The sequence below is a fragment of the Saccharothrix tamanrassetensis genome, assembly GCF_014203665.1.
Taxonomy (GTDB): Bacteria; Actinomycetota; Actinomycetes; order Mycobacteriales; family Pseudonocardiaceae; genus Actinosynnema; species Actinosynnema tamanrassetense.
On the sequence record NZ_JACHJN010000002.1, the window covers coordinates 247,097 to 272,030 of the forward strand.

23 protein-coding genes, 3 tRNA genes and 1 pseudogene are annotated in these 24,934 nt (G+C 72.0%); 11 read left to right on the plus strand and 16 right to left on the minus strand.

Features of this window, described 5'->3' with window-relative positions:
• Positions 1-17: 17 nt before the first annotated feature.
• Positions 18-527, minus strand: a complete 510-nt coding sequence (locus tag FHS29_RS05990) for a hypothetical protein (RefSeq protein WP_184689062.1) — start codon at positions 525-527, stop codon at positions 18-20.
• Between the two features lie 320 nt (positions 528-847).
• On the opposite strand from FHS29_RS05990, the gene FHS29_RS05995 reads away from it, so the two are divergent.
• Both FHS29_RS05995 and FHS29_RS06000 read left to right on the plus strand, forming a co-directional pair.
• Complete coding sequence (locus tag FHS29_RS05995) at positions 848-1,675, plus strand: glutamate ABC transporter substrate-binding protein (protein ID WP_184689064.1); 828 nt, start codon at positions 848-850, stop codon at positions 1,673-1,675.
• Positions 1,676-1,892: 217 nt separating this feature from the next.
• Positions 1,893-2,096, plus strand: a complete 204-nt coding sequence (locus FHS29_RS06000) for a cold-shock protein (RefSeq protein ID WP_015105489.1) — start codon at positions 1,893-1,895, stop codon at positions 2,094-2,096.
• A gap of 291 nt (positions 2,097-2,387) precedes the next feature.
• Here FHS29_RS06000 and FHS29_RS06005 read toward each other — a convergent pair whose 3' ends face one another.
• The 4 genes and pseudogenes from FHS29_RS06005 to FHS29_RS06020 all read right to left on the minus strand — a co-directional run bounded on the left by FHS29_RS06005 (position 2,388) and on the right by FHS29_RS06020 (position 5,839).
• The gene (locus FHS29_RS06005) at positions 2,388-2,696 is read right to left on the minus strand and encodes a hypothetical protein (RefSeq protein WP_184689066.1); all 309 of its coding nucleotides are present in this window, start codon (positions 2,694-2,696) and stop codon (positions 2,388-2,390) included.
• 199 nt (positions 2,697-2,895) lie between these two features.
• A pseudogene (locus tag FHS29_RS06010) lies at positions 2,896-5,087 on the minus strand (heavy metal translocating P-type ATPase).
• Positions 5,087-5,296, minus strand: coding sequence for a heavy-metal-associated domain-containing protein (locus FHS29_RS06015; protein ID WP_184689068.1), 210 nt, complete (start codon positions 5,294-5,296; stop codon positions 5,087-5,089). Before FHS29_RS06015 ends, FHS29_RS06010 begins: the two are co-directional and overlap by 1 nt.
• Before the next feature lie 42 nt (positions 5,297-5,338).
• Entirely contained in the window at positions 5,339-5,839 is a 501-nt protein-coding gene (locus tag FHS29_RS06020; RefSeq protein ID WP_184689070.1) for a hypothetical protein, read from the minus strand.
• Between the two features lie 165 nt (positions 5,840-6,004).
• Here FHS29_RS06020 and FHS29_RS06025 point away from each other — a divergent pair, with 165 nt between their 5' ends.
• The 5 genes from FHS29_RS06025 (at position 6,005) to FHS29_RS06045 (ending at position 7,698) form a co-directional block, all read left to right on the plus strand.
• Positions 6,005-6,247: a hypothetical protein gene (locus FHS29_RS06025; protein ID WP_184689072.1), complete on the plus strand. Its 243-nt coding sequence runs from the start codon at positions 6,005-6,007 to the stop codon at positions 6,245-6,247.
• Positions 6,248-6,468: 221 nt separating this feature from the next.
• Positions 6,469-7,104: a ScbR family autoregulator-binding transcription factor gene (locus tag FHS29_RS06030; RefSeq protein ID WP_184689074.1), complete on the plus strand. Its 636-nt coding sequence runs from the start codon at positions 6,469-6,471 to the stop codon at positions 7,102-7,104.
• A 322-nt stretch (positions 7,105-7,426) separates the two neighbouring features.
• Positions 7,427-7,499, plus strand: a tRNA-Glu gene (locus FHS29_RS06035).
• A 13-nt stretch (positions 7,500-7,512) separates the two neighbouring features.
• Positions 7,513-7,586, plus strand: a tRNA-Asp gene (locus FHS29_RS06040).
• Positions 7,587-7,621: 35 nt separating this feature from the next.
• Positions 7,622-7,698 (plus strand) — tRNA-Phe (locus FHS29_RS06045).
• A gap of 165 nt (positions 7,699-7,863) precedes the next feature.
• Here the strand turns inward: FHS29_RS06045 and FHS29_RS06050 are convergent.
• Positions 7,864-8,619 (minus strand): PP2C family serine/threonine-protein phosphatase, encoded by a 756-nt coding sequence (locus tag FHS29_RS06050; RefSeq protein ID WP_184689076.1) that lies wholly within the window; start codon positions 8,617-8,619, stop codon positions 7,864-7,866.
• A 63-nt stretch (positions 8,620-8,682) separates the two neighbouring features.
• Between FHS29_RS06050 and FHS29_RS06055 the strand changes: the two genes are divergently transcribed.
• Both FHS29_RS06055 and FHS29_RS06060 read left to right on the plus strand, forming a co-directional pair.
• Entirely contained in the window at positions 8,683-8,895 is a 213-nt protein-coding gene (locus tag FHS29_RS06055; RefSeq protein WP_184689078.1) for a helix-turn-helix domain-containing protein, read from the plus strand.
• Positions 8,892-9,419, plus strand: a complete 528-nt coding sequence (locus tag FHS29_RS06060; protein ID WP_184689080.1) for a Clp protease N-terminal domain-containing protein — start codon at positions 8,892-8,894, stop codon at positions 9,417-9,419. The genes FHS29_RS06055 and FHS29_RS06060 overlap by 4 nt, the downstream gene beginning before the upstream one ends.
• Here the strand turns inward: FHS29_RS06060 and yczE are convergent.
• Positions 9,373-10,017: a membrane protein YczE gene (yczE, locus tag FHS29_RS06065; protein WP_184689082.1), complete on the minus strand. Its 645-nt coding sequence runs from the start codon at positions 10,015-10,017 to the stop codon at positions 9,373-9,375. The two genes, FHS29_RS06060 and yczE, sit on opposite strands and share 47 nt — an antisense overlap.
• Positions 10,018-10,078: 61 nt before the next feature.
• Between yczE and yczR the strand changes: the two genes are divergently transcribed.
• Complete coding sequence (gene yczR / locus FHS29_RS06070; protein WP_184689084.1) at positions 10,079-11,539, plus strand: MocR-like transcription factor YczR; 1,461 nt, start codon at positions 10,079-10,081, stop codon at positions 11,537-11,539.
• 1,229 nt (positions 11,540-12,768) lie between these two features.
• Here yczR and FHS29_RS06075 read toward each other — a convergent pair.
• On the minus strand, positions 12,769-13,809 hold the full coding sequence (locus FHS29_RS06075; protein ID WP_184689086.1) for a hypothetical protein: 1,041 nt from the start codon (positions 13,807-13,809) through the stop codon (positions 12,769-12,771).
• A gap of 242 nt (positions 13,810-14,051) precedes the next feature.
• On the opposite strand from FHS29_RS06075, the gene FHS29_RS06080 reads away from it, so the two are divergent.
• Entirely contained in the window at positions 14,052-15,131 is a 1,080-nt protein-coding gene (locus tag FHS29_RS06080) for a S8 family peptidase (RefSeq protein ID WP_312864777.1), read from the plus strand.
• A 68-nt stretch (positions 15,132-15,199) separates the two neighbouring features.
• On the opposite strand, the gene FHS29_RS06085 is transcribed toward FHS29_RS06080, so the two are convergent.
• The 8 genes from FHS29_RS06085 to FHS29_RS06120 all read right to left on the minus strand — a co-directional run bounded on the left by FHS29_RS06085 (position 15,200) and on the right by FHS29_RS06120 (position 24,815).
• Positions 15,200-17,359, minus strand: coding sequence for a CHAT domain-containing protein (locus FHS29_RS06085; protein ID WP_184689089.1), 2,160 nt, complete (start codon positions 17,357-17,359; stop codon positions 15,200-15,202).
• Entirely contained in the window at positions 17,356-17,778 is a 423-nt protein-coding gene (locus FHS29_RS06090; RefSeq protein WP_184689091.1) for a hypothetical protein, read from the minus strand. The genes FHS29_RS06085 and FHS29_RS06090 overlap by 4 nt, the downstream gene beginning before the upstream one ends.
• Positions 17,775-18,320 carry an RNA polymerase sigma factor gene (locus FHS29_RS06095; RefSeq protein WP_184689092.1) on the minus strand — a complete coding sequence of 182 codons (546 nt, stop codon included), beginning with the start codon at positions 18,318-18,320 and terminating at the stop codon, positions 17,775-17,777. Before FHS29_RS06095 ends, FHS29_RS06090 begins: the two co-directional genes overlap by 4 nt.
• A gap of 182 nt (positions 18,321-18,502) precedes the next feature.
• Positions 18,503-20,707 (minus strand): ABC transporter permease, encoded by a 2,205-nt coding sequence (locus FHS29_RS06100; RefSeq protein ID WP_184689094.1) that lies wholly within the window; start codon positions 20,705-20,707, stop codon positions 18,503-18,505.
• A 232-nt stretch (positions 20,708-20,939) separates the two neighbouring features.
• Positions 20,940-23,252: an ABC transporter permease gene (locus FHS29_RS06105; protein WP_184689096.1), complete on the minus strand. Its 2,313-nt coding sequence runs from the start codon at positions 23,250-23,252 to the stop codon at positions 20,940-20,942.
• The gene (locus tag FHS29_RS06110) at positions 23,249-23,611 is read right to left on the minus strand and encodes a hypothetical protein (protein WP_184689097.1); all 363 of its coding nucleotides are present in this window, start codon (positions 23,609-23,611) and stop codon (positions 23,249-23,251) included. The genes FHS29_RS06105 and FHS29_RS06110 overlap by 4 nt, the downstream gene beginning before the upstream one ends.
• Entirely contained in the window at positions 23,608-24,285 is a 678-nt protein-coding gene (locus FHS29_RS06115; protein ID WP_184689098.1) for an ABC transporter ATP-binding protein, read from the minus strand. Before FHS29_RS06115 ends, FHS29_RS06110 begins: the two co-directional genes overlap by 4 nt.
• Entirely contained in the window at positions 24,282-24,815 is a 534-nt protein-coding gene (locus FHS29_RS06120; RefSeq protein WP_184689100.1) for a PadR family transcriptional regulator, read from the minus strand. Before FHS29_RS06120 ends, FHS29_RS06115 begins: the two co-directional genes overlap by 4 nt.
• Between the last annotated feature and the right edge of the window lie 119 nt (positions 24,816-24,934).

Here is a 24,934-nt window from a genome sequence, read left to right on the forward strand (position 1 = left end):
GCCGTGCGGCGCGGGCGCTAGTCGGTGCGCTCGCAGGCGACGCGGTCGAAGTCGAGGTCCAGCCGGTGCCGGTCCCGGCCCTGGACCTCGATCCGGGTGACGCCTTGGTCCGACAGCCATCTGCAGGCGTGCCGCACGCCGGGCGGGAAGCGCCACGGCACGCACAGGCCGTCGGTGACGTAGTTGTCGTCGCACCTGTGTTGGGGCCGCTTCGAGGTGGACGTGACGGGCGACGAGGACGTCGCCGGCAGACTCGGTGGCGGCTCGGTGGTGGTGGCCGCCACCGCAGTGGTCGTGGTCACCGGTAGTGGCGGCGGTGGGGCGAGCATGGCCGTCGCCGTGGACTGCAACACCATGAGCGTCGTCGTGGCGTCGGCGCTGAGCACGCCGGGCTGCACGGGGCCCAGGTCGACCCGGCGCACGTCGACCGGCTGGGGCCGATTCACCGTGACCAGCAAGGTGATCAGCGCCCCGAACGCCAGCGTTCCGGCCATCCCGGCGGAGGTGACACGGCTGACCCTGCTCATCGGCGATTCCTGCTCCAGACGCACACCACGGTGGTCACGTGGAATCGTTCAGCCGGTTGAGGGTGTTACGCGTTGCGACGTTCGGCAGGGGCCACTCCACGGGCGATCCGGCGGCTGGGTTTCCGCGTGTGACGCCACGCCGTTCGCCGCTCCCATAGGAGATCTGTCGGATCTCACACCGTTTGTTGAGCTGAAAGGATCAACGGGTTGCGCCGATGAGACCTTCATCGCATCAGTGGAATCGATACCAGTGCTTAGCATGAGGACGTCTGGTGCGTCGATCCGCACCGCGTACCCGAGCACCGAGAGGTTCGCAGCCCATGCTGTTCCGACGACTGCTGCCCGCGACCGCGGTGGTGGCAGCCCTGGCGTTCACCGCGGCCTGCGGTGGCGCGGCCGACGACACGCTCGAAGGCAAGGCCGAGGACGGCAACCTGACCATCGGCATCCGGTTCGACCAACCGGGGATGGCGCAGCGCAGGCTCGACGGCAAGTACGTCGGCTTCGACGTGGACGTGGCCAAGTACGTGGCGCAGCAACTGGGTGTGCCCGAGTCCGGCATCACCTGGAAGGAAGCGCGGTCCGCCGACCGGGAGAAGCTGATCTCCGCCGGGGACGTGGACTTCGTCGTCGCCACCTACTCGATCACCGACAAGCGCAAGGAGCAGGTGGCCTTCGCGGGCCCGTACTTCCAGACCGGGCAGGGCCTGCTGGTCCGCTACACCGACGACGGCATCACCGGGCCGCAGACGTTGAACGGCAGGAAGCTCTGCTCGGTGGCCGGGTCGACATCCGCGCAGAAGGTGAAGTCCGAGTTCGCGCAGGGGGTGGAGCTGGTGGAGTACGGCCAGTACTCCGACTGCGTGACCGGCCTGCTGGCGGGCAACGTGGACGCGGTCACCACCGACGAGGCGATCCTGGCGGGCTACGTGGCGGAGAACCCGGAACTGCTGAAGCTGGTGGGCGATCCGTTCACCACCGAGCGGTACGGCGTGGGGCTGTCGAAGGCCGACGTCAAGGGCCGTTCGGACGTCGGCGCGGCGATCGAGAAGATGGTCGCGACGGGCGAGTGGCGCAAGGCGTTGGAGCGCAACATCGGCCGGTCCGGGGTGCGTCTGCCGGACCCGCCGCAGGTCACCGAGAAGTAGCGCCGCCGGCCGTTCATCCGCTTGTGGTTCGGTGGTAGTGCTGGGCGTGGTCAACCGATACGCTCGCCTGCGCAGGCCGTGGTTTCTGTGTTCGTGTCTCACGCTCGCGGAACGACACGCGGGCGTGCGCTCCTGCTGGAGGCGGCGGGGGAAACGCCCCGGGACGGCCGGGGTTGCATGGTGCAGCCCCAAGCTTTCCTGCGATGGAGGCAGGTACATGGCACTGGGCACTGTCAAGTGGTTCAACTCCGAGAAGGGCTTCGGCTTCATCGCCCAGGAGAACGGCGGGCCGGACGTCTTCGTCCACTACTCGGAGATCCAGGGTCAGGGATTCCGGACCCTGGAGGAGAACCAGCGGGTCGAGTTCGAGATCGGCCAGGGCACCAAGGGTCCGCAGGCCCAGAACGTGCGGAAGGTCTGATCTTCCCTTCGTGACGACAAGCAGGCCCCCGGCCGGGTTTCCGGTCGGGGGCCTGTCGCGTCGGTGGCCGTCCCGCCGGATCACGTCGGGCGTCGGCCTCGCGCACCCCGCTCTTCCCTGCGCCGTTCGCGGAGTCGGACGGCGGCAAGGGTCGGCCGGCGGGTGTGGAAGGTCCGGCGGGTGTGGAAGACCCGACGGCACGGTTCGGCCGCTGCGCGTGAAGGCCCGGCGGCACGGGTCAGCCGGCGGGCGCGGGAGGCCCGGCCGTGTGGTGCGGGTCCGGCGTGGGGCTCAGAAGCCGCGCTGGCGGGCTTCCCACTCCAGGCGCTGCATGACCCACTCGGTGGCGAGCGCCTGCGGGGAGGTCTGCCGCTCGGCGGCGAGCTCCTTCAGCTGCTCGTTCGCCATCAGCTGCAGGCGGAGCTGGTAGACCTGCGCGTTGCCGAAGCTGTTGCCGGCCGTCGTCTCGTTGTCCGAGGTCTCCGGTGCCAGCGCCGCCAGGTACGAGGTCAGCTCCTCGTCGGGCAGGACTTCCTCCTGCTCCTTGGCGGGCGGGCGGTGACGGCCGGACTTGTTACGACCTAGCGATCCAATGGGCACCGCGCAACGATAACGGTTGCGTTGCGGAACGCCTCAAACTGTGGCCTGGGTCACAGGTCTGTGCATGGAGAGGCCCCCGCGCCAGGGGGAGGAACGCGGGGGCCGGAGGGGATCTCCACAGGCGCTGACCGGGGGTGTGTCAGCAATTCGGATTGTTGCACGTGCACGTGGGCCTGGGGAGTGGGTTGGCGGTAAATCTTCAGCTTGTCGATGCCCGGAACCCGCGCAGGCGCAGGCTGTTGGTCACCACGAAGAGGCTGGAGAAGGCCATCGCGGCACCCGCGAGCATGGGGTTCAGCAATCCCAGCGCCGCGAGTGGCAAACTCGCCACGTTGTAGGCGAACGCCCAGAAAAGATTTCCCTTGATGGTGCGCAGGGTCCGCCGGGACAGCCGGATGGCGTCCGCCGCCGCCCGCAGGTCGCCGCGCACCAGGGTCAGGTCGCCGGCCTCGATCGCCACGTCCGTGCCGGTGCCCATGGCCAGACCCAGGTCGGCCGCGGCGAGCGCCGGCGCGTCGTTCACGCCGTCCCCGACCATCGCCACCACCCGGCCCTCGGCCTGGAGCTTCCGCACCACGTCGACCTTGTCGGCGGGCAGCACCCCGGCGATCACCTCGTCGACGCCGACCTCGGCCGCCACCGCCTCCGCGACCGCCCGGTGGTCGCCGGTCAGCAGCACCGGGCGCAGGCCGAGGGCCCGCAGCTCGCGGACCGCCCGGGCGCTGGTGGGCTTCACGGTGTCGGTGACGCAGAGCAGGCCGAGCGGCCGGTCGTCGGCGGCGACCGCGACCACCGTGCGGCCCTTCCGCTGTTCTTGATCGGCCCGGGCGAGCAGGTCGTCGGGCAGTTCCACCAGGCTCGGCCGACCGGCGGTCAGCCGCCTGCCGTCCAGGGTCGCCGTGACGCCCAGGCCCTCGCGGTTGGCGAAGTCGGAGACCTCGGGCAGCTCCGGGACCTCGGCCCGCGCGCCGCGCACGACCGCCGCCGCGATGGGGTGCTCCGAGCCGTGCTCGACCGCGCCCGCGACGGTCAGCAGCTCCCGGCGGGTGACGCCGTCCGCCGGGATCACGTCCACCAGCTCCAACCGCCCGGTGGTCACCGTGCCGGTCTTGTCCAGCACCACGGTGTCCACCCGGCGGGTCGACTCCAGCACCTCCGGGCCCTTCACCAGGATGCCCAGCTGCGCGCCCCGGCCGGTGCCGACCAGCAGCGCGGTCGGCGTCGCCAGGCCCAGCGCGCACGGGCACGCGATCACCAGCACCGCTACCGCCGCCGTGACGGCGAACTCCAGCGGCCGGCCAGCAGCCACCCGGCGAGCGTGAGCACCGCGAGCCCGAGCACGACGGGCACGAACACCGCCGAGACCCGGTCGGCCAGCCGCTGCACCCCGGCCTTGCCGGACTGCGCCTGCTCGACCAGTCGAGCCATCCGGGCCAATTGGGTGTCCTGGCCGACCCCGGTGGCCTCGACGACGAGCCGGCCACCCGCGTTCACCGTGCCGCCGACCACCTCGTCACCCGCCCGGACCTCTTCCGGCACCGACTCGCCGGTCACCATCGAGCGGTCCACCGCCGAGGAACCGGCGACCACCAAGCCGTCCGTGGCGATCCGTTCACCCGGTCGGACGACGAAACGTTGGCCCACCTGGAGCCTGCCGACCGGGACGCGGGTCTCGGTGCCGTCTTCGAGGACGACGACGTCCTTCGCGCCCAGCTCCAGCAGGGCTCGCAGCGCGGAACCCGCCCGGCGCTTGGAACGGGCCTCCAGCCACCGGCCGAGCAGCAGGAACACCGTGACGCCGACCGCGACCTCCAGGTAGATGTCGCCGGTCGTGGACGGGCGCGGCACCAGGCTGAACGCGTGCCGCATGCCCAGCGCGCCCGCCTCGCCGAACACCAGCGCGTAGAGCGACCACAGGAAGGCCACCACGACGCCCATCGACACCAGCGTGTCCATGGTGCTCGCGCCGTGCCGGGCGTTGACCGCGGCGGCCCGGTGGAACGGCCACCCGCACACCCAGACCACCACGCCGGCCAGCGCCAGCGAGAACCACTGCCAGCCGGGGAACTGCCAGGCCGGGACCATGGCCAGCACGACCACCGGCGCGCCGAGGAAGGCCGCGATGGCGACCCGCGCCCCGAGTTCGCCGGCGTGGTCGTCGCCGGACCGCTCCGGGCTCGCCCGGTACCCGGCGGCCTCCACCGTGGAGACCAGCTCCGAGACCGTCGTGCCGACCGGGAACTCGACGCTGGCCTTCTCGGTCGCGTAGTTGACCGACGCCGTGACGCCGTCGAGCCTGTTGAGCTTGCGCTCGATCCGGTTCGCGCACGACGCGCACGTCATGCCGGTGATGGCCAGCTCGACGCGGCGGGTGGCCTCCGCGGTGGTCATCAGCCGACCAGCTCGTAGCCCGCTTCGGTGACGGCCGCGCCCACCTCGTCCCGGGACAGCTCGCGGGTGCTGGTCACGGTGACCGCGCCGCTGGCGAGCTGCACGTCGACGCCGGTCACGCCGTCCACGGCGGTCAGCTCCTCGGTGACGGAACTCGCGCAGTGGCCGCAGGTCATGCCGTTGACGGTGTACGTGGTGGTGACGGACATGAGCCCCTCTTCCTCTTCGGCTGATCGCCTTCGAGGATACCCCTAGGGGGTAGGGCTATCATCCGGCGGGGCCTCCAGCTGGGTGATCTCGCCCTCCAGCCGCACGACCAGCTCCTCCAAGCCCGCGAGCATGTCGTCCAGCTCGGTCATCTTGTCGCTCATCATCGCGTCGATGTCGGCTTCGATCGACGCCAGGGACAGGCTGCCGAACAACAGCTGCGGGTCGACGGGCGGGAACTGCGGTGCCTGTCCCGGGGTGCCCGCGCCCGCGCCGTCCGACACCTCGGCAATCGGGGTGCCGGCCGCCGACGGGTCGGTGGGAGCGGCGCCCGGCTCGACCTCGGCGGGCGACTCGGCCGCTGCGGGCGGTGCGTCGGCGGGCGGGCCGGACTCGGGCGCCGCGGCCTCGGGTGCGTCGGCGGCAACCAGGTCAAGCGGGGTGCCGGTGACCGACGTGGCGTCGGCGGGGGCGGGTTCGAAGGCCTGCGCCGCGGGGGTCGGCGAGGTCTCGTCGGGGTGCGGACGGGGGTCCGGCTCGGTCATGGGTCCAACCTCTCGTTGTTCGCGGCAAGCACATCACGGACTGCTTGACACCAGGTCGTTTGCACAGAAAGTGACACTCCGTTGCCTTGGAATCACTCTGCGGGGGGCTGCGGCAGTTCGATGGGCTCGCTTAGCCTCGCGCCAACCTCAAGTCGGGGAGGCGTCATGAGCGGGTCCATAGAAGTACGTCAGTTCCTGTGGAACCAGGACGACATCATGTCCAGGCCGGGCGGTGGGGTGCCCGTGCAGCGGACCGGTGAACCATCGCGGATCTCGGACGAACAGGTCCACCGCGCGCGGCTGTCCGTGGCCCGCGGCGCGACCAGCGCCGAGGATTGTCGACTGCTGCTCGACATGCTCGGGCTGACACCGGGTGAGGACGGGGGCGCGCCACCCGTGCAACGGTAGGGCGCCAGGACGGCCCACCCGAGACGTGCACCCCCCGGGAGCGCGACTCGGGTGGGCCGGCCCCTCCGGAACATACCGAGCGGTCTTTTTCCGGGGCAATCGAACTGCGGGCCACCGGTCGACGAGCGGTCGGCCGGCGCCCGACCGGGCGGCGCTTGCGCCGGACCGGCCGGGCGCGAAGGCTGGGCGGCGCATCGACCGCAGATCAGCCCGGAGCCGTGATGCCCCAGCAGCACCGCGCGCGAGCCACCCGTGAGGCGATCCTCCGGGCGGCGGCCGAGGAGTTCGACCGCGTCGGGTACGAAGGCGCGCCGCTGAGCGCGATCCTGGACCGCAGCGGCGTCACCAAGGGCGCGTTCTACTTCCACTTCACGTCCAAGGCGGCGCTCGCCTCGGCGATCGTGCAGGTCCAGGACGACACCTGGCCGCGCCTGGCGGACGAGTGGAGGGGCCGGGGACTGGATCCGCTGCGCACCATGGTCGGCCTGTTCGACGCGGCGGTGGTGCTGCTCTCCGCGGACGTGGTGATCCGCGCGGGCGTGCGGCTCGCCGCCGAACGGGAACTCGCCTACCCGGGACTGGCCGGCTCGCACCTGCGCTGGGAGAAGGTGCTCGCCGACCTGCTGCGCGCGGCCCGCGACGAGGGCCAGTTGCGACCGGGCGTCGACCCGGAGGCCGCCGCGCGGACGTTGACCGCCGCCGCGCTGGGCGCCCGGCTGATCTCCACCGCGACCACCCGCTGCGCGGACTACCCGGACCGGATGCGCGAGGTGTGGCGGTTCGTGCTGCCCGGCCTGGCCACCGACGAGTGGTGTGCCGCGGCGGTGCGGGTGGTCGCCGGCCCCGAAGTTCTATGACAGCGCTACGGAATGGCTCCAGTGGCTGAACGGACCCGGGAACCGCTGTTCTGGCTCGGAGGCGGTGGCGGCACGCCGAGCGGCTGACCGACGAGCGGTTCGACGAGGCGCTGGGTGTCCTCGGCGAGGCCGAACGGGTCGAGTTCGCCGCCCGGCCGACCGCCTCGGGCTGATCGAACGGGGAAGGAATCGCAGGTCAACAACTTGTGGCACCCCCGTTTTGGAGTAGCCGGCACCTGTGCCCTATGCTTACGATGCTTCCACCGGACAGCGTGGAGGGCCTGGGACAGAAGGTGGCCCAAGAGGCTGCCGGAGGAACCTGGTCCCCATCGTCTAGCGGCCTAGGACCCCGCCCTTTCAAGGCGGTAGCGCGGGTTCGAATCCCGTTGGGGGCACGTAGTAAAGCAAGGCCCAGTGGCGCAGTTGGTTAGCGCGTCGCCCTGTCACGGCGAAGGTCGCGGGTTCGAGTCCCGTCTGGGTCGCAAGGCTGTTCGGCTGTACGGCCGGGCCGCTACCTGGCCAGGTAGCTCAGTTGGTACGAGCGACCGCCTGAAAAGCGGTAGGTCGGCGGTTCGACCCCGCCCCTGGCCACCAGAACCAGCGGACCCCACGCGATTGCGTGGGGTTTCCGCTTTTTCCGGGTCGGTCGGTTTCCGACTGTCCGCTTTACGCGTCGTCCGGTTCGGTCCATCCCGGTCGCTCATCCGGTCGCGGTTCACCCAGTTCTGGTTCCTGCGGTCACGGTCCACCAGTGCCGGTTCATCCAGTCCCGGCGCCGAATCGGAGCACCGCGAGCGCCTGGTCGTCGTGCACTTTCGACCGTCGCCACCGGAGGCGTTCCGGATCACCCGCCTCCGCGTTCCGGATCGTGTCCAGCACCGCCTCGGGTCCATTCGCGGACGTGATGTCCAACACGTTCTGCCAATTCGCGAACAGCCCGTAGTCGTCCACACCGCACGAGACGCCGTCGGTGGCCATCAGCACGGCGCGCACCTCGTCCCGCCGCCACGACCGGCGGACAGCCCGGTACGCCGCCGTCGGATCCGCCTCGGCCACCCAGAACCCACCGTCCCGGTTGCGCCAGTCCGTGACCCGGTCGACCTTGCCGCGCAGGTCCCGCAACCGGTGGTCGGCGAGGACTTCGACGCGTTCGCCGAACACCACCACGGGACTGTCCGCGAGCACCAGGGCGTCGACGGAGTCGTCGGTCCAGCGGACCATCGCGACCGTGCTGGACGGCGACTCGCCGGGGGTGAGGCCGTGTCGGGTGGCGAGTCGGTCGATGGCCTGCGCGAGTTCGTCGGCCAGGTCACCGTCCAACGCCCGGAACTCGTCCGCCAGGGCTCGCGAGTGCCAGCCGCCGTCGCGTTCGCGGGGTGTCGGGGAGGTGGCCCCGTCCAGCAGGACGACGGCGTTCGGCAGGACGACGATCCGGTCCTCGGTGGGCCTGGGCCGGCCGTCCAGGCCGACTCCGGCGCGTTCGGCGGTGGTGATCTCGGGAGTGGTCTCGGGCATCGCGTCCGAGCCTAGTGTCAACTCGGGTTGACAAGCGGCGGGTTGTCAACCATGGTTGACGGCATGACAGAGGCAACGGAACTCGCCTCGGCGGCGGGCGACCACGACCCCAAAGTCGGGCTGCGGGCGGTGAGCGCGCTGCGCCGGCTGCTCGAACAACTCGAAGCGGTCCAGGTGCGCAACGCCCGCGTCCGGGGCTGGTCGTGGCAGGAGATCGCGGCCGAGCTGGGCGTGAGCAGGCAGGCCGTCCACAAGAAGCACGGGGGAAGCCGATGATCGGCGAGCGGTTCACCAGGGAGGCACGACAGGCGGTGCGTGACGCCGTCGTGGAAGCACAACGCGCGCACGCGAACGAGATCGGACCGGAACACCTGCTGCTCGCACTGCTCGACGCGCCGGTGCTGGCGTCGTTCGACGTGCCGCGCTCGGTTCTGGAGGCGGACCTCCGCGAAGCCCGGCGCAAGGGCGGGCTGAGCGAAGCGGACGCCGAGGCGCTGAAAGGACTGGGGATCGACGTCGACCAGATCGTCGCATCGGTCGAACGGTCCCTCGGCGAAGGCGCGCTGGCCGCCGAACCGCCGGCGAAGCGCAGGCTGTTCAGGCTGCCGTTCAACGCGGCGGCGAAGAAGACCCTGGAACGCAGCCTGGTCGAAGCCCGGGAACTCGGCCACCGGACCCTCGGCCGGGAGCACCTGGTGCTGGCGCTGCTGTCCGGCCGGGGCCTGGTGGCCGAGGTCCTCGGGGCCCGCGGGGTCAGCTACCCGGAGGCGTGGAAGCGGGTCGCGAACTCACCCAGGTGACCAGGGGCAGGAACGCCTGCGTGAGCGGGCCGATCGCCAGCGCGTACAGGACGGTGCCGACGCCGATCGTGCCGCCCAGCAGCCAGCCGCCGGCCAGCACGGTGAGTTCGACCACGGTCCGGACCAGGCGCAGCGAGGTCCCGGTCCGCGCGCAGAAACCGGTCGTGAGGCCGTCGCGCGGGCCGGGGCCCAGGCGGGCTCCGATGTAGACGGCGGCGGCCAGTCCGTTCAGGACGATCCCCGCCACCAGGAACAGGATGCGCGGCACCAGTTCGGACGGGGCGGGCAGGATGGCGAGCGTCACGTCGACCGCGATGCCGATCAGGAAGACGTTGCTGACCGTGCCCACACCGGGGCGTTGTCTGAGCGGGATCCAGCAGAGCAGGACCAGCGCGCCGACGATGATGGTGATCGTGCCGAAGCTCAGCCCGGTGCGCTTGGTCAGGCCTTCATGCAGCACGTCCCACGGGTCCAGGCCGAGGGTCGCGCGGATCTGGAGCGCCATGCTCGCGCCGTAGAGCCAGAGCCCCGCGACCAGCTGGGGGAGGCGGCGGGCGGGCGAGACGGAGACGGGGACCTGGGTGAGTGCGGCGAGCATGTGGCCATCCTTCGTCGCGATTGGCCTTGTTTTCCAGAGCCAATGTCGAATAATTGGCCTCATGAACCACGACGTCCCACCAGGTGGACGTATATCCGGTTTCCGGCTGGCCCGCCTGCTCGGCGAGTGGCGCAGGCGAGGTGCCCGCCAGGGCTCCGCCGACCTCGCGGCCGCGATCCGGATGCTCGTCCTGGACGGCCGGCTGCCCGCCGGCACCCGCCTGCCCGCCGAACGGGAGATGGCCGACGCCCTGCCGGTCAGCCGCACCATGATCACCGCGGCGCTGGACCAGTTGCGGTCGGAAGGCCTGGTGGCCAGCAAGCGCGGCGCGGGCTCGTGGATCAGCCTGCCCACCGGCGCCCTGGGGATCGCCCCGGACACCCCGCTGGTCGGCCACAGCATGATCGACTTCGCCCGTGCCGCACCGCCCGCGATCCCCGGCATGACGGCGGCGTTCGACGCGGTGCGGCTGCGCCTGCCCGAGCAACTGACCAACCACGGCTACTACGAGCACGGGCTGCCGGAGCTGCGCAAGCGGATCGCCGAGCGGTACGAAGCCCGCGGTCTGCCCACGTCCCCGGACCAGATCGTGATCACCAGCGGCGCCCAGCACGCCCTGGCCCTGACCCTGCGCCTGCTGACCGGCCCCGGCGACCGGGTGCTGGTGGAACAGCCGAGCTACCCCAACGCGCTGGACGCGATCAAGGCCGTCCTGGCCATCCCGGTGCCGGTGGCCATGACCTCGACGGGCTGGGACCTGGCGGGCGTGGCCGCCGCCCTGCGCCAGGCCGCGCCGCGGATGGCGTACCTGGTGCTCGACTTCCAGAACCCGACCGCGCACCGGCTGGACGCCGAGGGCAGGGCGGAACTGGCGGACATCGCCCGCCGAGCCCGGACGCCGCTCGTGATCGACGAGACCGCGGTCGAACTGGACCTCGACGGCGACCCGCTGGACGGCCCGCCGCCGATGGCGTCGTACGCGGAAGACCTGGTGATAACTCTGGGGTCGGCCAGCAAGGCGTACTGGGGCGGGCTGCGCGTCGGCTGGATCCGCGCGTCGACCGAGGTGGTGCACCGCCTGGTCTCCACCCGAACCGCCCTGGACCTCGGGTCGGCGGTGTTCGAGCAGATGGTCCTGGCGGATCTGATGGCCGAGCCGGACCGGGCCTTGGCGGCCCGCCGAGCGCTGTTGGCGACCCAGCGGGACGTCCTCATGGCCGGGCTGCGGGAGCACTGTCCACAGTGGCACTTCCGCCGCCCGGCCGGGGGGCTCAGCGTCTGGTGTGAACTGGACGCCCCCATCAGCACCCGAGTAGCCGTAGTGGCGCAGAACCACGGCATCCGGCTCGCCCCGGGCTCCCGCTTCGGCGCCCACGGCGGCTTCGAACGCTGGCTGCGCCTGCCTTACGTCCTGCCGTCCGACGTGCTGCGGGACGCCGTCCGCCGTTTGGGCCTGGTCGCCGCTTCCGTCACCGGCACCACCATGCCCGGCGAAACCGCCGCCACCATGCCCGTCGCCTGACCACCGACACTTTCCGCAGTCACTCCCGGCTCGCTTCGTCTCGCCCCACCCGCCCGCCCGCACCACCCACTCCGTCCGCCCCGGTGCGTTCCGCCCGCTCCAGTGCGCTCCGCCTGGCCTCGCCCGTCCCGTCCTGTCCTGTTCCGGCTCGTGCGAGGGGTGAGGGAGTCCGACGGCGCTCGGCGGCGCACGTCGGCGCTCGGCGGCGCACGGACTGCGCAGCTCGGCGGCTCGGCTGGGCCTGTGGGCGGCAAGACGGCCGGTGGCTGGCGTGATGTCAGTGCGACAGCGCGGTGGCAGCGGTGGTCAGCGCTGACGTCGGTGACGTCGGTGATCAGCGTCAGTGACCAACGGGCGAAGTCAGTGGATGGCGATGACGTCGGGGCTTGTCGCGAGGTCTTCGTTCGCGTCGCCGTGAGTCTTTCCCGCCTAGCTGCGAATTCTCCGCCTGGGCCGCGAGTCTGCCCGCGTGGGCTGGGGGTCCGTCGCCTGGAGTGCGGGTCCGTCCACCTGGGTCGTGAGCCCCCGCCTGCGTCGAGCCGTGGTCTGGCTGGGCTGCGGTCTGGCTGGGCTACTGCTGACCGTGAGGGCGGTGCGTTCGGACCGTGAGGGTGTGAGCGTTCTGCTTGAGGCGTTGTGTCCGTGCTTTAGGTCTTGTGTGGGTGTGGTTGGCGCTGCTGTAAGCGTTGTGTGGTTTGTGTTCTTTGAGCGTTGTGTGGTTGGTGTTGGTTGTGGGGTGGGCGGGTGGTCGGTGTGCCTGTGCCTCGCCGGGGCGCCTCCTTCAAATCCGGCAACGAAATCGGTAAGTGCAAAGTGCCCGTGGGCCTTCGATTTCTCTGACTTTCGCCCGATCGGGTGGACCGGTGAGGCTTGGTCACTCTGGTGGGGGTCGCTGGAGCGGGTGGCTGCCATGAAGTTCTGTCACCGTCGGGCTCCGGCGCAGCCCCTCGATGAGCCGGAGTCCGACGGTGTCCGTGGACCTGCGGCGGGGACGCTCCAGGGATTGGCGTCCCCGGCCGCAGGTTCCCGTGGGATCCCGTCGACACAGGGGCAGTGTGACGACGGGACCTGCCCGTTCCTGCCGGGGCGCGGTCGGCAGGACGGGAAGCTGTGTGGCAACGGGGCAGTGCGACTGGGTATGACCGGGAGGACTGGTGTCGCGGCGCGGGTCGCGCTGGACGACCGGTGCGGCGGCGCGGTCCGCGCTGGGCAGACCGGTGCCGTTTTACTCAGTCGGGTGAAGTGCTCGGCAGGCCTGGGATGCTGCCGGGGGACCGCCAGTCGTCTCGCCGTTCGACCGACCGCGCGGTCGGGGGCGTGAAGTTCTGCTGGCTGGTGACGAACGCGATCACGCCGCCCCGGTGGCCGTTCGAGCTGTCGTGCGGGCTCGACGACGCGGTGGTCGGCGCGGTGGGCGCAGGCGCGGGCTTCGGCGCCGGCGCGGGGCTCGCGGGTTCGGGCTTCTCCCAGGTCACGGTGCTGGTGGTGACCGCGTCGGCGGTGCTCACGGGTGCCGGTTCCTGGGTGAACACGACCGTCGCCGCCTGGAACGCCGAGGGTGCCGTCGGTACGACTTCCTGCGGCGCTGCGGGCTCCGGGACGGGCGGCGGTGCTAGGGCTGCCTGGCGCGCGGCGACCTTGGCGGCCACCTTCGCCTCGTACATCTCTTCGGGCATGGTGTTGACCACCGTGCCGGAGTGGCTGTACCTCCTGCTCTCGGTGCCGCCCGAGTAGCTGGTCTGCCCGTACTGCCCGGGCTGCTCTTCCGGCGCGGCCACCTGGAGCGGCGCGATCGCCGGGGAACCGATCCCGACCGACGACATGGCCGCGGCGGAGACGGTGTGGGCCGGGGTCATGTCCTCGAACGGGCTGATGACCTGGGCCGGGGTGGCGAGCTGGAACTCGGGCACGACCGGCACACCCGGCACGACCGGAATCGCGGGAATCGGAACCGCGGGCACGGCCGGCATCGGCAGTACCGCCTCGACCGGGGTCGGCAGCGCGAGCGGGTCGACGGCGGCGTCGACGGCGGCCTCGGGGTAGGTCTGCTCGGCGAGGACGATGTCCAGCAGAGCGGTGGTCGCGGTGTGCTGTTGGTCCACGGCGAGGTTCACCGTGTCGAGCGTCGTCGACAACTCGTCCGAGTGGTCTTGGTCGTCGGCGGACGCCAGGCCGGCGCAACACAGCCACGCGACCGTCGCCAAACCGCCCACGGCCAGCGCTCGGAGCAGCAGCGATCCGCTGCGGCGCGCCGCGTCGGAGACTGCCACTGGAGATCACCACCGTTCCGGGGGGCTACGGCCGACGGGACGGACCGTTCGAGGTCGACGTTCTGCTATGTCTAGCACTGGCCACCGCATTTTCGAACGTTCTGGCGCGGAACCCACTCGGAAGGGCGGTGCTGTGCGGCTGTACGGGTTGTCGCGCCCGTCCGTGAACACCGTCCGTCGTGTTCAGCGCATCGGGTGACCACAACACGCGTCCGGTGTGGACACCGGGCAGGGTGTCCTCTGTGGACAGTGACGATGTCGTCTCGCTGGCGGAATTCGCCGAGCGCTGCCGGGCGGAGCAGTCCGACCTGACCGTGCACGACCCCGGAGGGCCGCATGAGTGCCTCGTCCGTTCAGGTGAACTGCTGGTCCAGTCGGACGCCGTGCCGGTGGCGGTGGACCGGCTGCGCCGTTGGGTGGATCGGGTGGACGGATCGGCGGAGCTGAAGTTCGTTCGCATCCACCTGCGGCCCGGTGAGGAGCCGGTGCGGATCGCCGCCGAGAGCGGCCTCGCCGTCACGCCCAACCACGTGCACGTCGGCAGCCCGATCATGATCGGCACCGCCCGGCCGCTGCCCCGATCGGCCCCGCCTCCGCCGACACCCGCCGAAGAGACGTGGCCGGTCACCGCTGCCGTGCTCGACACCGGCCTGGACCCGCACCCGTGGTTCGCCGGGCGGTCGTGGTTCGCGGCGTCCGGGCACTCGCCGGAAGTGCTGGACGCGGACGGGAGGCCCGGTCAGGACAGGCAGGCCGGGCACGGCACGTTCGTGACCGGGGTGCTGCTGCAGCACGCGCCCGGCGTGCGGGTGCGGCACCGGCGGGTGCTGTCGTCGCTCGGGCTGTCCGACGACGCGACCGTTGCGCGCGGGTTGCGGGCGTTGCGCGGGACGGCCGACATCGCGGTGCTGACGGCCAGCTGCCACACGGCCGACGACATGTGCCCGCCGGTGTTGCGCCATGAGGTCGAGCGGTTGGGTGCGGTCGTGGTGGCTGCTGCGGGCAACGGCGCGACCTCACGTCCGGTGTGGCCGGCGGCTCTGCCCGAGGTGGTCGCGGTGGGGGCGGACGCGCCGTTCTCCAACCACGGGCCGTGGGTCGACGCGATCGCTCCGGGAGTGGACGTGACCAGCAGCTTTGTCCGGCTGACGCCTTCGGGGGACGCTGCGCCGGGCACCGAGACGCGGGAGTACGGCTACGCGCGGTGGAGTGGCACGTCGTTCGCCGCACCGCGCGTGGCCGCCGACATCGCCCGACTGCTGCATCACGGCGTGCCGCCGGACGAGGCCGTTCGTCGGGTCGCCACGCTTCAACCGACCTGATCGCGGCGGTCCGGCCGTGTTGTGGTGGTGTTGCCGCGCGGTGGTGCGCACCGCGCTGCAGGTGCGGCTCATCCGGCGCCGACGCAGACGAATCCCAGGTCACCGTGTTCCTCCTGAGCCTTGGCAAGCGTCTGCGCAGGAGTGTGCAGCCCTGCGTGCAGGTCCACCATGAGCCCGACGACCCGATCGTCCGGCACCTCCCGCACGCTCGCGATCACCGCCCGCACCCCTCGGCGCAGCAGCACCGGAGCCAAGCCCGAATCGCACGCCGACAGGACCACCACCGAGGGCGCGTTCTCCAACTGGTCGAAGTCGTAGCCGTGCATCGGTCCGTCGTCGAGTGTCAGGTGTGAGAACAGCGGCAGATCGGTTCGTCGAACGCCGTGCGCCGCGATGTGCACGACGTCCGCGTGTTCCATCTCGCGCAATGTATCGCCGACCGAATATGCCCGCGTTCCACCGTGGTTGCGTTGCAGCGTCTCAACTTCGAGCTCCGCATAACGAAGTGAAGGACCTACGGCCCATAGACGTCTACTCACCGCCAACGGTTTCCGAAGCGCTTCCAACCAGCAACTCGCCGACGGCACGACGGAGATTTCGCGGCCACGGCACGACGGCAGCGAAGCCCACGGCACCCGTTCGAGTTCAGCGCTCGGCACGATCACCACAGCACGGTCCCCGGCTGGTCTCACAAGCCGGTCGAGTTCGGCGAGCACCGACGGGCCTGCGGAGAGTTCCAGGCGTTTGGCCTGGCGCGCAAAGGTTCGTGCGTCGCCGAGGTCGTGCAGCCTGACCTTCCTCGCGGCCACCGAGACCGCTGCCAGCCGTCCGCCATGACTGGTGAAGCTGAGCATCGCCCTGTCCGCCAGGGAATCCACGAGATCGGGCAACGGGACGGCAGCACGGCGGACGGTGCCGGCGGTCAGCGCAAGCCTGCGGATCTCGCGTTCCAGGGACACGATCCGGTGGTGGTCGTCCTGGGCACGGGCCAGGCGGAGTTCGGTGAGCGCGTCGGCGGTCTCCTTGCTGGGCGCGGGTGGGTGGGCCCGGCGGCGTTCGGTCCAGAGCAGGGCGGACCTGGCGTCGGAGCCGGCCAAGGCGTGGCCGAGGGCGATGTCCGCGAGTTCGGTGCCGGGCCAGGTGTTCGGGGCGTGCAGGCGCAGTCCGGCGAGGCAGGCGGCCACCGCGTCGCGCCGGGTGGTCGACAGGTGGGCGCGGGCCAGCCAGCCGACGGCGCGTGACCTGGTGGTGCCCTGATCACGGCGGATGGTGTGGGGTGCGCTGGTCAGGCGCAGTTCGGCTGCGTCGTCGTGGTGGCCTTGGTGTTCGCACGCGGTGGCGATGACGGTCGGCGATCCGGGTGCGCCCGCCTGGAGTGCGACCGACTGGGCGGCCGGGATCCAGCGGTGGCGGTTCTGCTGTCGGAAGAGGGATTCGGCGCGTTCGGCCAGGGTGCGGGCGGCGGTGGGATCGTTGTCGTGCAACGCGCAGCGGGCGGCCAGGAGCAGTGCTTCGGGGAGGCGGGAGCCCCGGTCGCACCGGTCCAGCAGCTGCACGGCTGGTTGCAGGACGGCGCGCGCCTCCCGGATCAGGCCCGCGCTGAGCAGGGCTTCCGCCCGGTCGGTCAGCGCCTCGGGTCGGCGGGTGGTCCGGAGGCCTTGGCGGGCGGCGTGTTCGTAGTGCCGCAGGGCGGTGGGCAGGTCGCCGCCGAGCATGGCCACGAAACCCTTGTTGTGCAGGCACATCGCGGCCCGGTCGAGTTCTCCGAGGGACGTCAGGATGGTGTGCGCGGCGGTGAAGTCGGCGTCGGCTTCGGGCAGGCGCAGCGTGTACGCGCGGGCGATTCCCCGACCGGTCAACGCGTTGGCGAGCCAGCGGTCGTCGTGGTGGCGGCGCAGGGCGTGGATCGTCTTGGTGAGACTGCTGATCGCGAGTGCGGGATCCGCCTGCTGGCACAGCGCGAGGCCGCGCAGGCACTGCGCCCGGATGCGGTCCAGGCCGGTGAACGTGGTCGCGTTCAGGTGGTTCGCGCACGTCTCGGCGTCGCCCTGGTCCAGGGCGATCCAGGCCAGGGTGAGCCGGAGCGGCGGGTTGTCGTCGGAGGTCAAGGCCTGTTCGGCGAGTCGTCGGGCTTCGGTGAGGCGGCCGAGTTCGACCAGCGCCAGGGTGCGTTCGTGCGGGTCGTCGCTGTTGGTGAGGGTGTCGTGCGGGGCGGTGCTGGGGGTCATGCGACGAACCAGCGCGTGGCGAGGTCGGGGTGACCTTCCCGGCGCAGCAGCAGGCGCACCGGGCCCGGCGGGACGTGGTCCACGTGGAACCAGCCGGTGGGGTCGATGTCGGAGGTGGTGGCGCCGCCCGGCCAACGGGTCACGGCTTGGCTGCCGGTGCGGGCCAGGCCGGTGAGGTGCAGGCCCGTCGCGGTGGGTTCCAGGTGGAGGTCCAGGTCGGCGAAGCGCATCGTGCGGACGCGGTCCGTGCCGCGGACGTCGGTGCGGGTGGTGTGCGCGGAGTCGGTGATCAGCCGCGACAGCCGGGCATCGCAGCGTTCGGCCAGCGCGGACTGCGCTTGTGCGGCGAGCAGGACCGGTGGCGGGTCCAGGCGGTCGAACATGGTCGCGAGCGAGTCCAGCAGGTCTTGGTGGTTCATCCGACGGTCTCCCTGGCCAGGCGGCGGCGTAGGACTTCGAGGCAACGGCTGCGGGTTGGGCCCAGGCTGTTCGGTGGGATGCCCACGGCCTGCGCCATCTGCTTGAACGACAGCTCCGGCGCGAACGCGACCAGGTGCAGGATTTCCCGGCACCGGTCGGTGAGCGTCGTGTAAGCGCGCCACAGCCGGGAGTCGGTGTCACTGATGAGCGCCAGGTCCTCGGGGTTCGGACCCTCGTGCGCCGGTTCCCAGAGGTCGGTGGGTTCCTCCCGGCCGCGCAGCCGGAGCACGGCCAGCGACTCGCGGCGGGCAGTCGTGGTCAGCCACGAGCCGAGCCGGTCCGGGCGGCGGATCCTGGTCAGGTTCTGCGCCAGGACCAGCCACACCGTCTGGTTGACGTCCGCCGCGTCCTCGGGGCTCAGCCGGTGCGACCGGGCCACCGCCCACACCAGGCGGATGTACCGCCGCACGATTTCCTGCCACGCGCCCTGGTCGCCCCGGTGGGCTTCGGCCAGCAGCTCGGCGTTGTCTTGATCTTGCATGCCGATGTGAGGGCCGCTCGGTCGGTTCGGCTCCCGGTACCGCCCGATGGTGTGGTCCGCGGAACGCCCTTCCGGTTCGGTGCGTCTACCACGGCTTTCGGCCTCAGTCCGGCCGCAGCCGCAGCCGGAGTCGGAGTCGGAGTCGGGTGCTCCGGCCCGACGGCGGCTGTCCGGGCCGGCCGTCACTCGGTGCGGAGGCTGTCCGGGCGGATGGCGTGCCGCAGGGCGGGGAGCGTGCACAGCGACACGACCAGCACCGCGACGACGGCGGTCGCGACGGTGGTCGCGAGTTCGGCCCAGTCGACGCGGAAGCGTTCCGCCGGCACCACCAGCCACGCCGTGCCCAGACCGACCGGGATGGCGAGGGCGACACCGAGCCCGGTCGGTATCGCGGACTGCCACAGCGCCGCCGAGGCGAGGACGCGGCTCGGGACGCCGTTCGCGGTGAGCACGGCGGTGTGGCGGCGGCGTTCCCACACCTGGTCGACGGCGGCGGCCGCGAGGCCCACCACGGCCAGCAGGGTGAGCAGCACGGAGCCGCCGATCACGCCGCTGCGCAGCGACGTGAACAGCTCCACCTGCCCCGCCTGGAACGTCGACCGCAGCTCCACGCCCCGGTCGACCCGGCCGGTCGCGGCGAGCAGGCTGTCGCCGAACGCCTGGTCCGGGTCGCCGACCACGACCAGCTCGGACGGCGGGACCGCGCCCAGCACCGGGTCGCTGCCGCTCGCCACGAACAGGCCGGGCACCTTGCCGGGCACGACCTCGTGCTCCGGCACGGCCCAGGTCTGCTCGCCGACGGTGAGCCGCGTGCCGACCGGCGGGACGGCGGGACCGTCGGACGTCCGGTACGCGGAGCCGGGTGCGCAGTCGTCGACCCCGAGGCGTGCCGCGATCTCCGCGCAGTCCGTGCTCACCAGCAGCACCGGGACTTCGCCGCGCGGCGCGTACGTCCGCACCTCGCTGACCCGCTGCACCCCGCCGACCAGCGCGATCGCCTCCTCCAGCGACCGGATCGGCGTGTGCTCGGACACCCCCAGCACCCAGCGGTCGGCCTCCGACCTGGCGTCCAGCGCGGACTCGGCGGTGAACTGCGCGGCCACGCCGAGCAGGATCTGCAACGTCAGCGAGCCGGTCAGCACCACGACCACCCCGGACAGCACGCGCGGCATCCCGGAGTCGGACCGCAGCCCGCGCACCGCGAGCATCGGCGCGACCTCCTCCGGGTGCAGCCGGTCCGCGACCCGCGCCACCAGCCAGGGCAGCACCGCGCCGGTGCCCGCGAGCACCAGGCCGATGCCCGCGCCGAGCGCGACGGCGGTGACCGAGTCCGCCATCACCCGCCGGAAGCTGCCGACCACCGAGATCACCACCAGCACCACCGCGCCCGCGCCGATCAGCGCGAACCGCCACCAGGCCCGTCGCACCGGCTGGTCGACCGCCTCGACCAGCCCCAACGGCCCGATGTCGACGGTCCGCAGGGCCACCAGTGCGGACACCACCGCGACCACCGGCACGCCCACCGCGATCACCGCGCCCAGCAGCGGGTCGGGCAGCAGGTCGGTCGGGAAGAACCCCACCCCCTCCACCTCGATGAACCGCGCCAGCGGGCGTGCCGCGAAGAACAGCGCGACCCCGACGAACAGCCCGAGCACCGCCCCGGTCAGCGTCTCGCCGCTGGCGATCCACCGGACCTGTGCCCGGCTCGCCCCTACCAGGCGGATCGCGGCCAGCCTGCGGTCCCGCCCGGTGGCGCCGAGCCGGGTGGCGACCAGGACGAAGATCCCGAGCGGCACCAGCAGGGCACCGATCGCGGCGACCATCAGCAGCCGGTAGACCGGCAGCAGGGTCGGTCGGGGTTGATCGGTGCCGAAGCCGGTGGCCGGGGTGGCGCCCTCGGTGTGCACGTCCGACAGGCCCGCGTAGAACAGCAGCGACTTGGGCCTGGGCAGCCCGACGTCGGCGATCACGCCGATGACGCGCTCCGGGAACCGGGCGCGGACCGAGTCGTCGGTCTCGATGAGGTGGAGCAACTCCGGGGACACCACCACCTCGCCCGGCCGGGGCAACCGGCCGACACCGGGAGGAGCGGGTCCGTCGGCTCCGGTGGCGGCGAGTTCGACGCCCACGATGCGGCGGCCCTGCCACGACACGGCCACCTCGCGGGCGCGCAGCGGACCGGCCGCCGCGGCCAGGTCCAGCGCGGCCGCCCGGACCCGTTCGGACTTCGCCTCGCGGGCCGGGCCGATGGACGCGGCGAGCAGCAGCACGACCACGCCCAGGCCGACACCGGCCGCGGTCAGCGCCAACCTGGCCCACGAGGTCCGGCTGCCCCCGACAGCCAGTCGGACCCCGAGGACCAGGTCGGCGACCCACCTCGACGTCACCGGAATCCGCCCCGGTCGGGGCGGGTTCCGGTCCTCGCCCCCCGCGCCGCCCCGGGTGAGGCGGTGCGGAGGGAACTCAGCGGTGGTGGGTGATCGCGGGCCACATCTCTAAAGACGCCACCGGCGACGATTTCGTGGTCTTTTCGGAACTTCGGGTTGTGGTTGGGGTCGTCGGGACTTCGGGTTGCCGCGTGGCCGGTCGCCCGGGCGGCCGCGCGTGGAGCGGTCGGGGTCATTCCGAGCGCAGCCCCAGTGCCCCGGTCGCCCTCCGCAGCGAGGGGAGGGTCAGCGCGGTCACCGCGACCACCAGCAGGGCCGCCGCCGCGCTGAGCACGGCCATGCCCGGCCAGTCCAGCACGATCGGCTGGGCGATGATGCGCAGCAGGAGCACCGCCAGACCGGAGCCGATCGCGATGGCCACCACCAGGGCCAGCAGCAGCGGCACGGCGTTCTGCCAGAGCAGGGAGCGGCTCAAGGCTCCTCGCGGGACGCCACTGGCGGCCAGCACCGCCAGGGGGCGCCTGCGTTCCCGCACCTGTTCCAGGGCCAGCACCAGGAGGCTGGCGCCGGCCAGCAGCAGGGTGAGCAGGGAGCCCGCCAGGAGGCCTTGGCGGATGCTCTCGAACTGCGCGATGCGTTCGCTCACGTCGGTTTCGCCGTAGTAGTACAGGTAAGTGCGCCAGGTCAGCGGCGCGACGGCGTTGCGCACGTGCTCGGCGACGTCCGGGTGCGACGGGTCGACCTGCACCAGGATTGTGGCGTTCCGCCGGGGCACGTCGAGGTTCGCCAACGCTCCCGGTGTGATCATGAGGCCCTCCGAGGCGAACTGCCAGGGATTGCGCGGACGGGCGATCTCGGTGTAGTCCGGGACCGTCCACCGCGGTCCGAGCCGCTCCTGCTCGCGGTAGCCCTCGGACAGGATCACCTCGGTTCCCGGCCGGATGTCCTCCTGCCCCGGTTCGGGCGGCGAGTTCGGGTCGTGCACGTAGAACACGTCACCGTCCCGGCAGGCCGGCAGGCCCACCTGGGTCTTCAGGCCATCGCAGTCCGCCAGCGTGGCGTAGTGGTAGTCGTCCTCGCCGGACTTGAGCTGGACGGACCACAGCGGGTGCACCCGGTCGACCGCCCCTGAGCGCTCCAGCAGGCCGACCGCCTGCTCGGTGGCCTCGGAGGTGGCGTCGTTCAGGCTCACCATGATCCGGCTCGGGTCGGTCTGGGCGGCCGGGCGGTCCACGATCCGGGTCTCCGCGCTGGCCAGCACCGACTGGAGGGCGATGCCGCCGGCCAGCACGACCGCCACCCCGCCGACCACGCGGGCCGCCGTACCGCTCTCCAACTGCAGCCTGCGGATGGCCAGCTGCCACGACGGCGCACCGCCGCGCAGCCTGCCGACCGCGCGCTCCACCACCCACGGCAGCAGCACCGGGATGCTCAGCAGCGCCGACAGGATCCCGCCGACCACGATCGGCACGGACGCGTCGTTCCGGGTGCCGCCCAACGCGCCCGACTGGCTCACCAGGGCCACCGCGCCGACCAGGACCGGCACGGTCCGCCACCACAGCACCCGGCGCACCGGCTTGGACCGGCGCACCACGCCCAGCGGCTCGACCACCGTGCGGCGCATGGCGATGATCGAGGTCACCACCGCCATCACCGGCACCAGCACGGCGATCAGCACCGCCAGCGGCAGCGACGGCGTCGCGTCGCCGACGAACACGCTGATGCCCATCAGCTTGATCCGCTCCACGAACTGCCGGGCCGTCAGGAACAGCGCCGCGCCGACCACCAGCCCGGTCACCGCGCCGAGCAACGACTCGCCCGCCGCGATCCGCCGCACGCGTTGCGCGCCCGCTCCGACGAGCCGCAGGGCGGCCAGCCTCCGGTCACGTTCGGTGGCCGCCAACCGGGTGCTGATACCGACGAAAACCAGGACCGGGAACAGCAGCGCCACCACGCCGACCATGATCAGCAGCGACAGCACGGGATCGAGCGTGCGTTCCTTCGCCGCGCCGCCGTACGACACCACGGCCTGCTTCGCGTCCTCGTCGACGGAAGCGTCACCGGCGACGAACCGCAGGTCGTGCGGGGCGTTCAGGCCCTGCTGGGTGATCACGCCGACCCGCTGCTGCGGGAAGCGCTCGCGCAGCAACTCGCCCTGAGGCGAGTCGAGCAACGACGCGAGAGCGGGCGAGAGCACGATCTCGCCGTCGCCGGGCACCCTCGACGCGCCCGGCGGGACCGGCGCTTCCGGCCCGCTCGCGCGAACGTAGTCGCCGCTGATCACCTGGCCGCGGAAGTCCGTCACCCAGCGCTCGACGTACAGGACGTCACTGCTCGGAGTGGTGTCGCCGGCGAGCACGCCGTTCTGCGCGGCGGTGCGTTCCGCCCGCGCGGAGAGCATGGTCGGCACCGAGGACGCCGTGAGCAGCACCGCGACACCGACGCCGATCCCCGCGCCGGTGAGCGCCAGCCGCACCCACGACGTGCGCCCCCCGCCGATCGCGAGCCGGACGCCCAGGGCCAGGTCGGACAGCCAGCGCTTCATCGGACGTGCTCCGCTCCGCGCGGCCGGCCGGTGGCGATGGTGCCCGAGGTGGGCAGGAGCCGGGTCCGGGTCGCCGGGTTCGCCCGGCGGGCGGGGTGCGGAACCCCGGCTTCCGGAGGCACGCCGCGGAGCACCTGGCGGTAGGCGGGGACCACCGGGCCCCGGTCGGGAAGCGTCGTCGGGCCTTGTGCGGGGCGGACCGGGCCAACGGTGTGGTGGACCTGGTCAGCGGTGCTGCGGGCCTGGCCGTGGATTCGGCCGGGGGTGTGGCGGGCCGGGCCGCGTACGGCGCGGTCGGCCGAGGCGCGGCGGGTCCGGCACGCCACCGCGGCGAGCAGGGTCGGCAGGGCGTGGTTCATCGGACCGGTTCCACTTCCCTGGAACGGCCGTCGCGGACCACGACCTCCCGGTCGGAGTAGGCGGCTACCCGGGCCTCGTGGGTCACCAGCACCACGGCGGCGTTGGTCTCCCTGGCGGCGGTGGTGAGCAGCTGCATCACGCGTTCGCCGTTAAGAGAGTCCAAGGCGCCGGTCGGCTCGTCGGCGAACACCACCCGCGGACCGGTCACGAGGGCGCGCGCCACCGCCACCCGCTGGCCCTGGCCGCCGGACGTCTCGCCGGGGCGCTTGTCGGCGACGTCGGACACCTCCAGGCGGTCCAGCCAGTCCTTGGCGCGGGCCTCGGCCTCCCGGCGCTTCGTGCCGCCCAGCCGCAGCGGCAGGGCCACGTTCTCCAGGCAGCTCAGCTCCGGCACCAGCTGGCCGAACTGGAACACGAACCCGAAGTCGGTGCGCCGCAGTTCGCTGCGCTCGCCGTCGGCCAGCGAGCTCAGCTCGACGTCCCGGTACCGCACCACGCCCGAGTCCGGCGTCAGGATGCCGGCCATGCAGTGCAGCAGGGTCGACTTGCCCGAGCCCGACGGGCCCATCACGGCCACCACCTCGCCCGCGCGCACGCTCAGGCCGGCGCCGTCCAGGGCGGGCGTCGGGCCGAACGACTTGCGCAGGTCGGTGGCCTCCAGCAGGGCGCTCACCGGGTCACCGCCGAGAGCTGGGCGGACAGCTGGCCCAGGCGGGCGGCGGTCAGCTCCAGCCAGCGCAGGTCGGCTTCCAGGTGGAACAGGGCGTGGTCGCAGATCAGCTGGTCGGCCAGGTCGCCGGCCGCCTTGCGCCTGGTCAGCTCACGCATGGTGCGCAGGTGCGCGGACCGCTGCACGTCCAGCACCTCGTCGGCGCTGCGCCCGGACAGCAGGGCCAGCACGACCTTGGCGTACAGCGTGTTCTGGAGGTAGGGCTCGGGTTTCTCCGGTGTGCCGAGCCACGACTCCACGTCGGTCACGCCCGCGTCGGTGATCGCGTACCGCTTGCGCTCCGGACCCTCGCCGGCCTCGACCCCCGCTTCCTCGACGAGACCGTTGCGCAGCAGCCGGGACAGCGTTGTGTAGACCTGCCCGTAGTGCAGCGGCCGGTCCTGGCCGAAGCGCTCGTCGTAGGCCTTCTTGAGGTCGTATCCGTGCCGGGGGCCTTTCTCCAGCAGGCCCAGCAGGGTGTGTCCGATCGACATGGGGCGACTATACACATGATGTATACACCGGGTGCATAGCCCGATCGGCGGTCACCCGAACGGGCAACGAGGCTAACCGGCGAAAATCAGTTGACGGTTACTTCGCCACATCGCGCCGC

Excerpts from the sequence above, each read along its gene's own strand:
- FHS29_RS06020 (WP_184689070.1), bottom strand. The coding sequence starts at position 5,839 with ATGACCGAGCCGGACCCCCGTCCGCACCCCGACGAGACCTCGCCGACC.
- FHS29_RS06120 (WP_184689100.1), bottom strand. The coding sequence starts at position 24,815 with ATGTCGATCGGACACACCCTGCTGGGCCTGCTGGAGAAAGGCCCCCGG.
- yczE (WP_184689082.1), bottom strand. The coding sequence starts at position 10,017 with ATGCTCGCCGCACTCACCCAGGTCCCCGTCTCCGTCTCGCCCGCCCGC.
- FHS29_RS05990 (WP_184689062.1), bottom strand. The coding sequence starts at position 527 with ATGAGCAGGGTCAGCCGTGTCACCTCCGCCGGGATGGCCGGAACGCTG.
- FHS29_RS06110 (WP_184689097.1), bottom strand. The coding sequence starts at position 23,611 with ATGAACCACGCCCTGCCGACCCTGCTCGCCGCGGTGGCGTGCCGGACC.
- FHS29_RS06085 (WP_184689089.1), bottom strand. The coding sequence starts at position 17,359 with ATGACCCCCAGCACCGCCCCGCACGACACCCTCACCAACAGCGACGAC.
- FHS29_RS06015 (WP_184689068.1), bottom strand. The coding sequence starts at position 5,296 with ATGTCCGTCACCACCACGTACACCGTCAACGGCATGACCTGCGGCCAC.
- FHS29_RS06025 (WP_184689072.1), top strand. The coding sequence starts at position 6,005 with ATGAGCGGGTCCATAGAAGTACGTCAGTTCCTGTGGAACCAGGACGAC.
- FHS29_RS06095 (WP_184689092.1), bottom strand. The coding sequence starts at position 18,320 with ATGCAAGATCAAGACAACGCCGAGCTGCTGGCCGAAGCCCACCGGGGC.
- yczR (WP_184689084.1), top strand. The coding sequence starts at position 10,079 with ATGAACCACGACGTCCCACCAGGTGGACGTATATCCGGTTTCCGGCTG.
- FHS29_RS06090 (WP_184689091.1), bottom strand. The coding sequence starts at position 17,778 with ATGAACCACCAAGACCTGCTGGACTCGCTCGCGACCATGTTCGACCGC.
- FHS29_RS06060 (WP_184689080.1), top strand. The coding sequence starts at position 8,892 with ATGATCGGCGAGCGGTTCACCAGGGAGGCACGACAGGCGGTGCGTGAC.
- FHS29_RS06055 (WP_184689078.1), top strand. The coding sequence starts at position 8,683 with ATGACAGAGGCAACGGAACTCGCCTCGGCGGCGGGCGACCACGACCCC.
- FHS29_RS06030 (WP_184689074.1), top strand. The coding sequence starts at position 6,469 with ATGCCCCAGCAGCACCGCGCGCGAGCCACCCGTGAGGCGATCCTCCGG.
- FHS29_RS05995 (WP_184689064.1), top strand. The coding sequence starts at position 848 with ATGCTGTTCCGACGACTGCTGCCCGCGACCGCGGTGGTGGCAGCCCTG.
- FHS29_RS06105 (WP_184689096.1), bottom strand. The coding sequence starts at position 23,252 with ATGAAGCGCTGGCTGTCCGACCTGGCCCTGGGCGTCCGGCTCGCGATC.
- FHS29_RS06000 (WP_015105489.1), top strand. The coding sequence starts at position 1,893 with ATGGCACTGGGCACTGTCAAGTGGTTCAACTCCGAGAAGGGCTTCGGC.
- FHS29_RS06050 (WP_184689076.1), bottom strand. The coding sequence starts at position 8,619 with ATGCCCGAGACCACTCCCGAGATCACCACCGCCGAACGCGCCGGAGTC.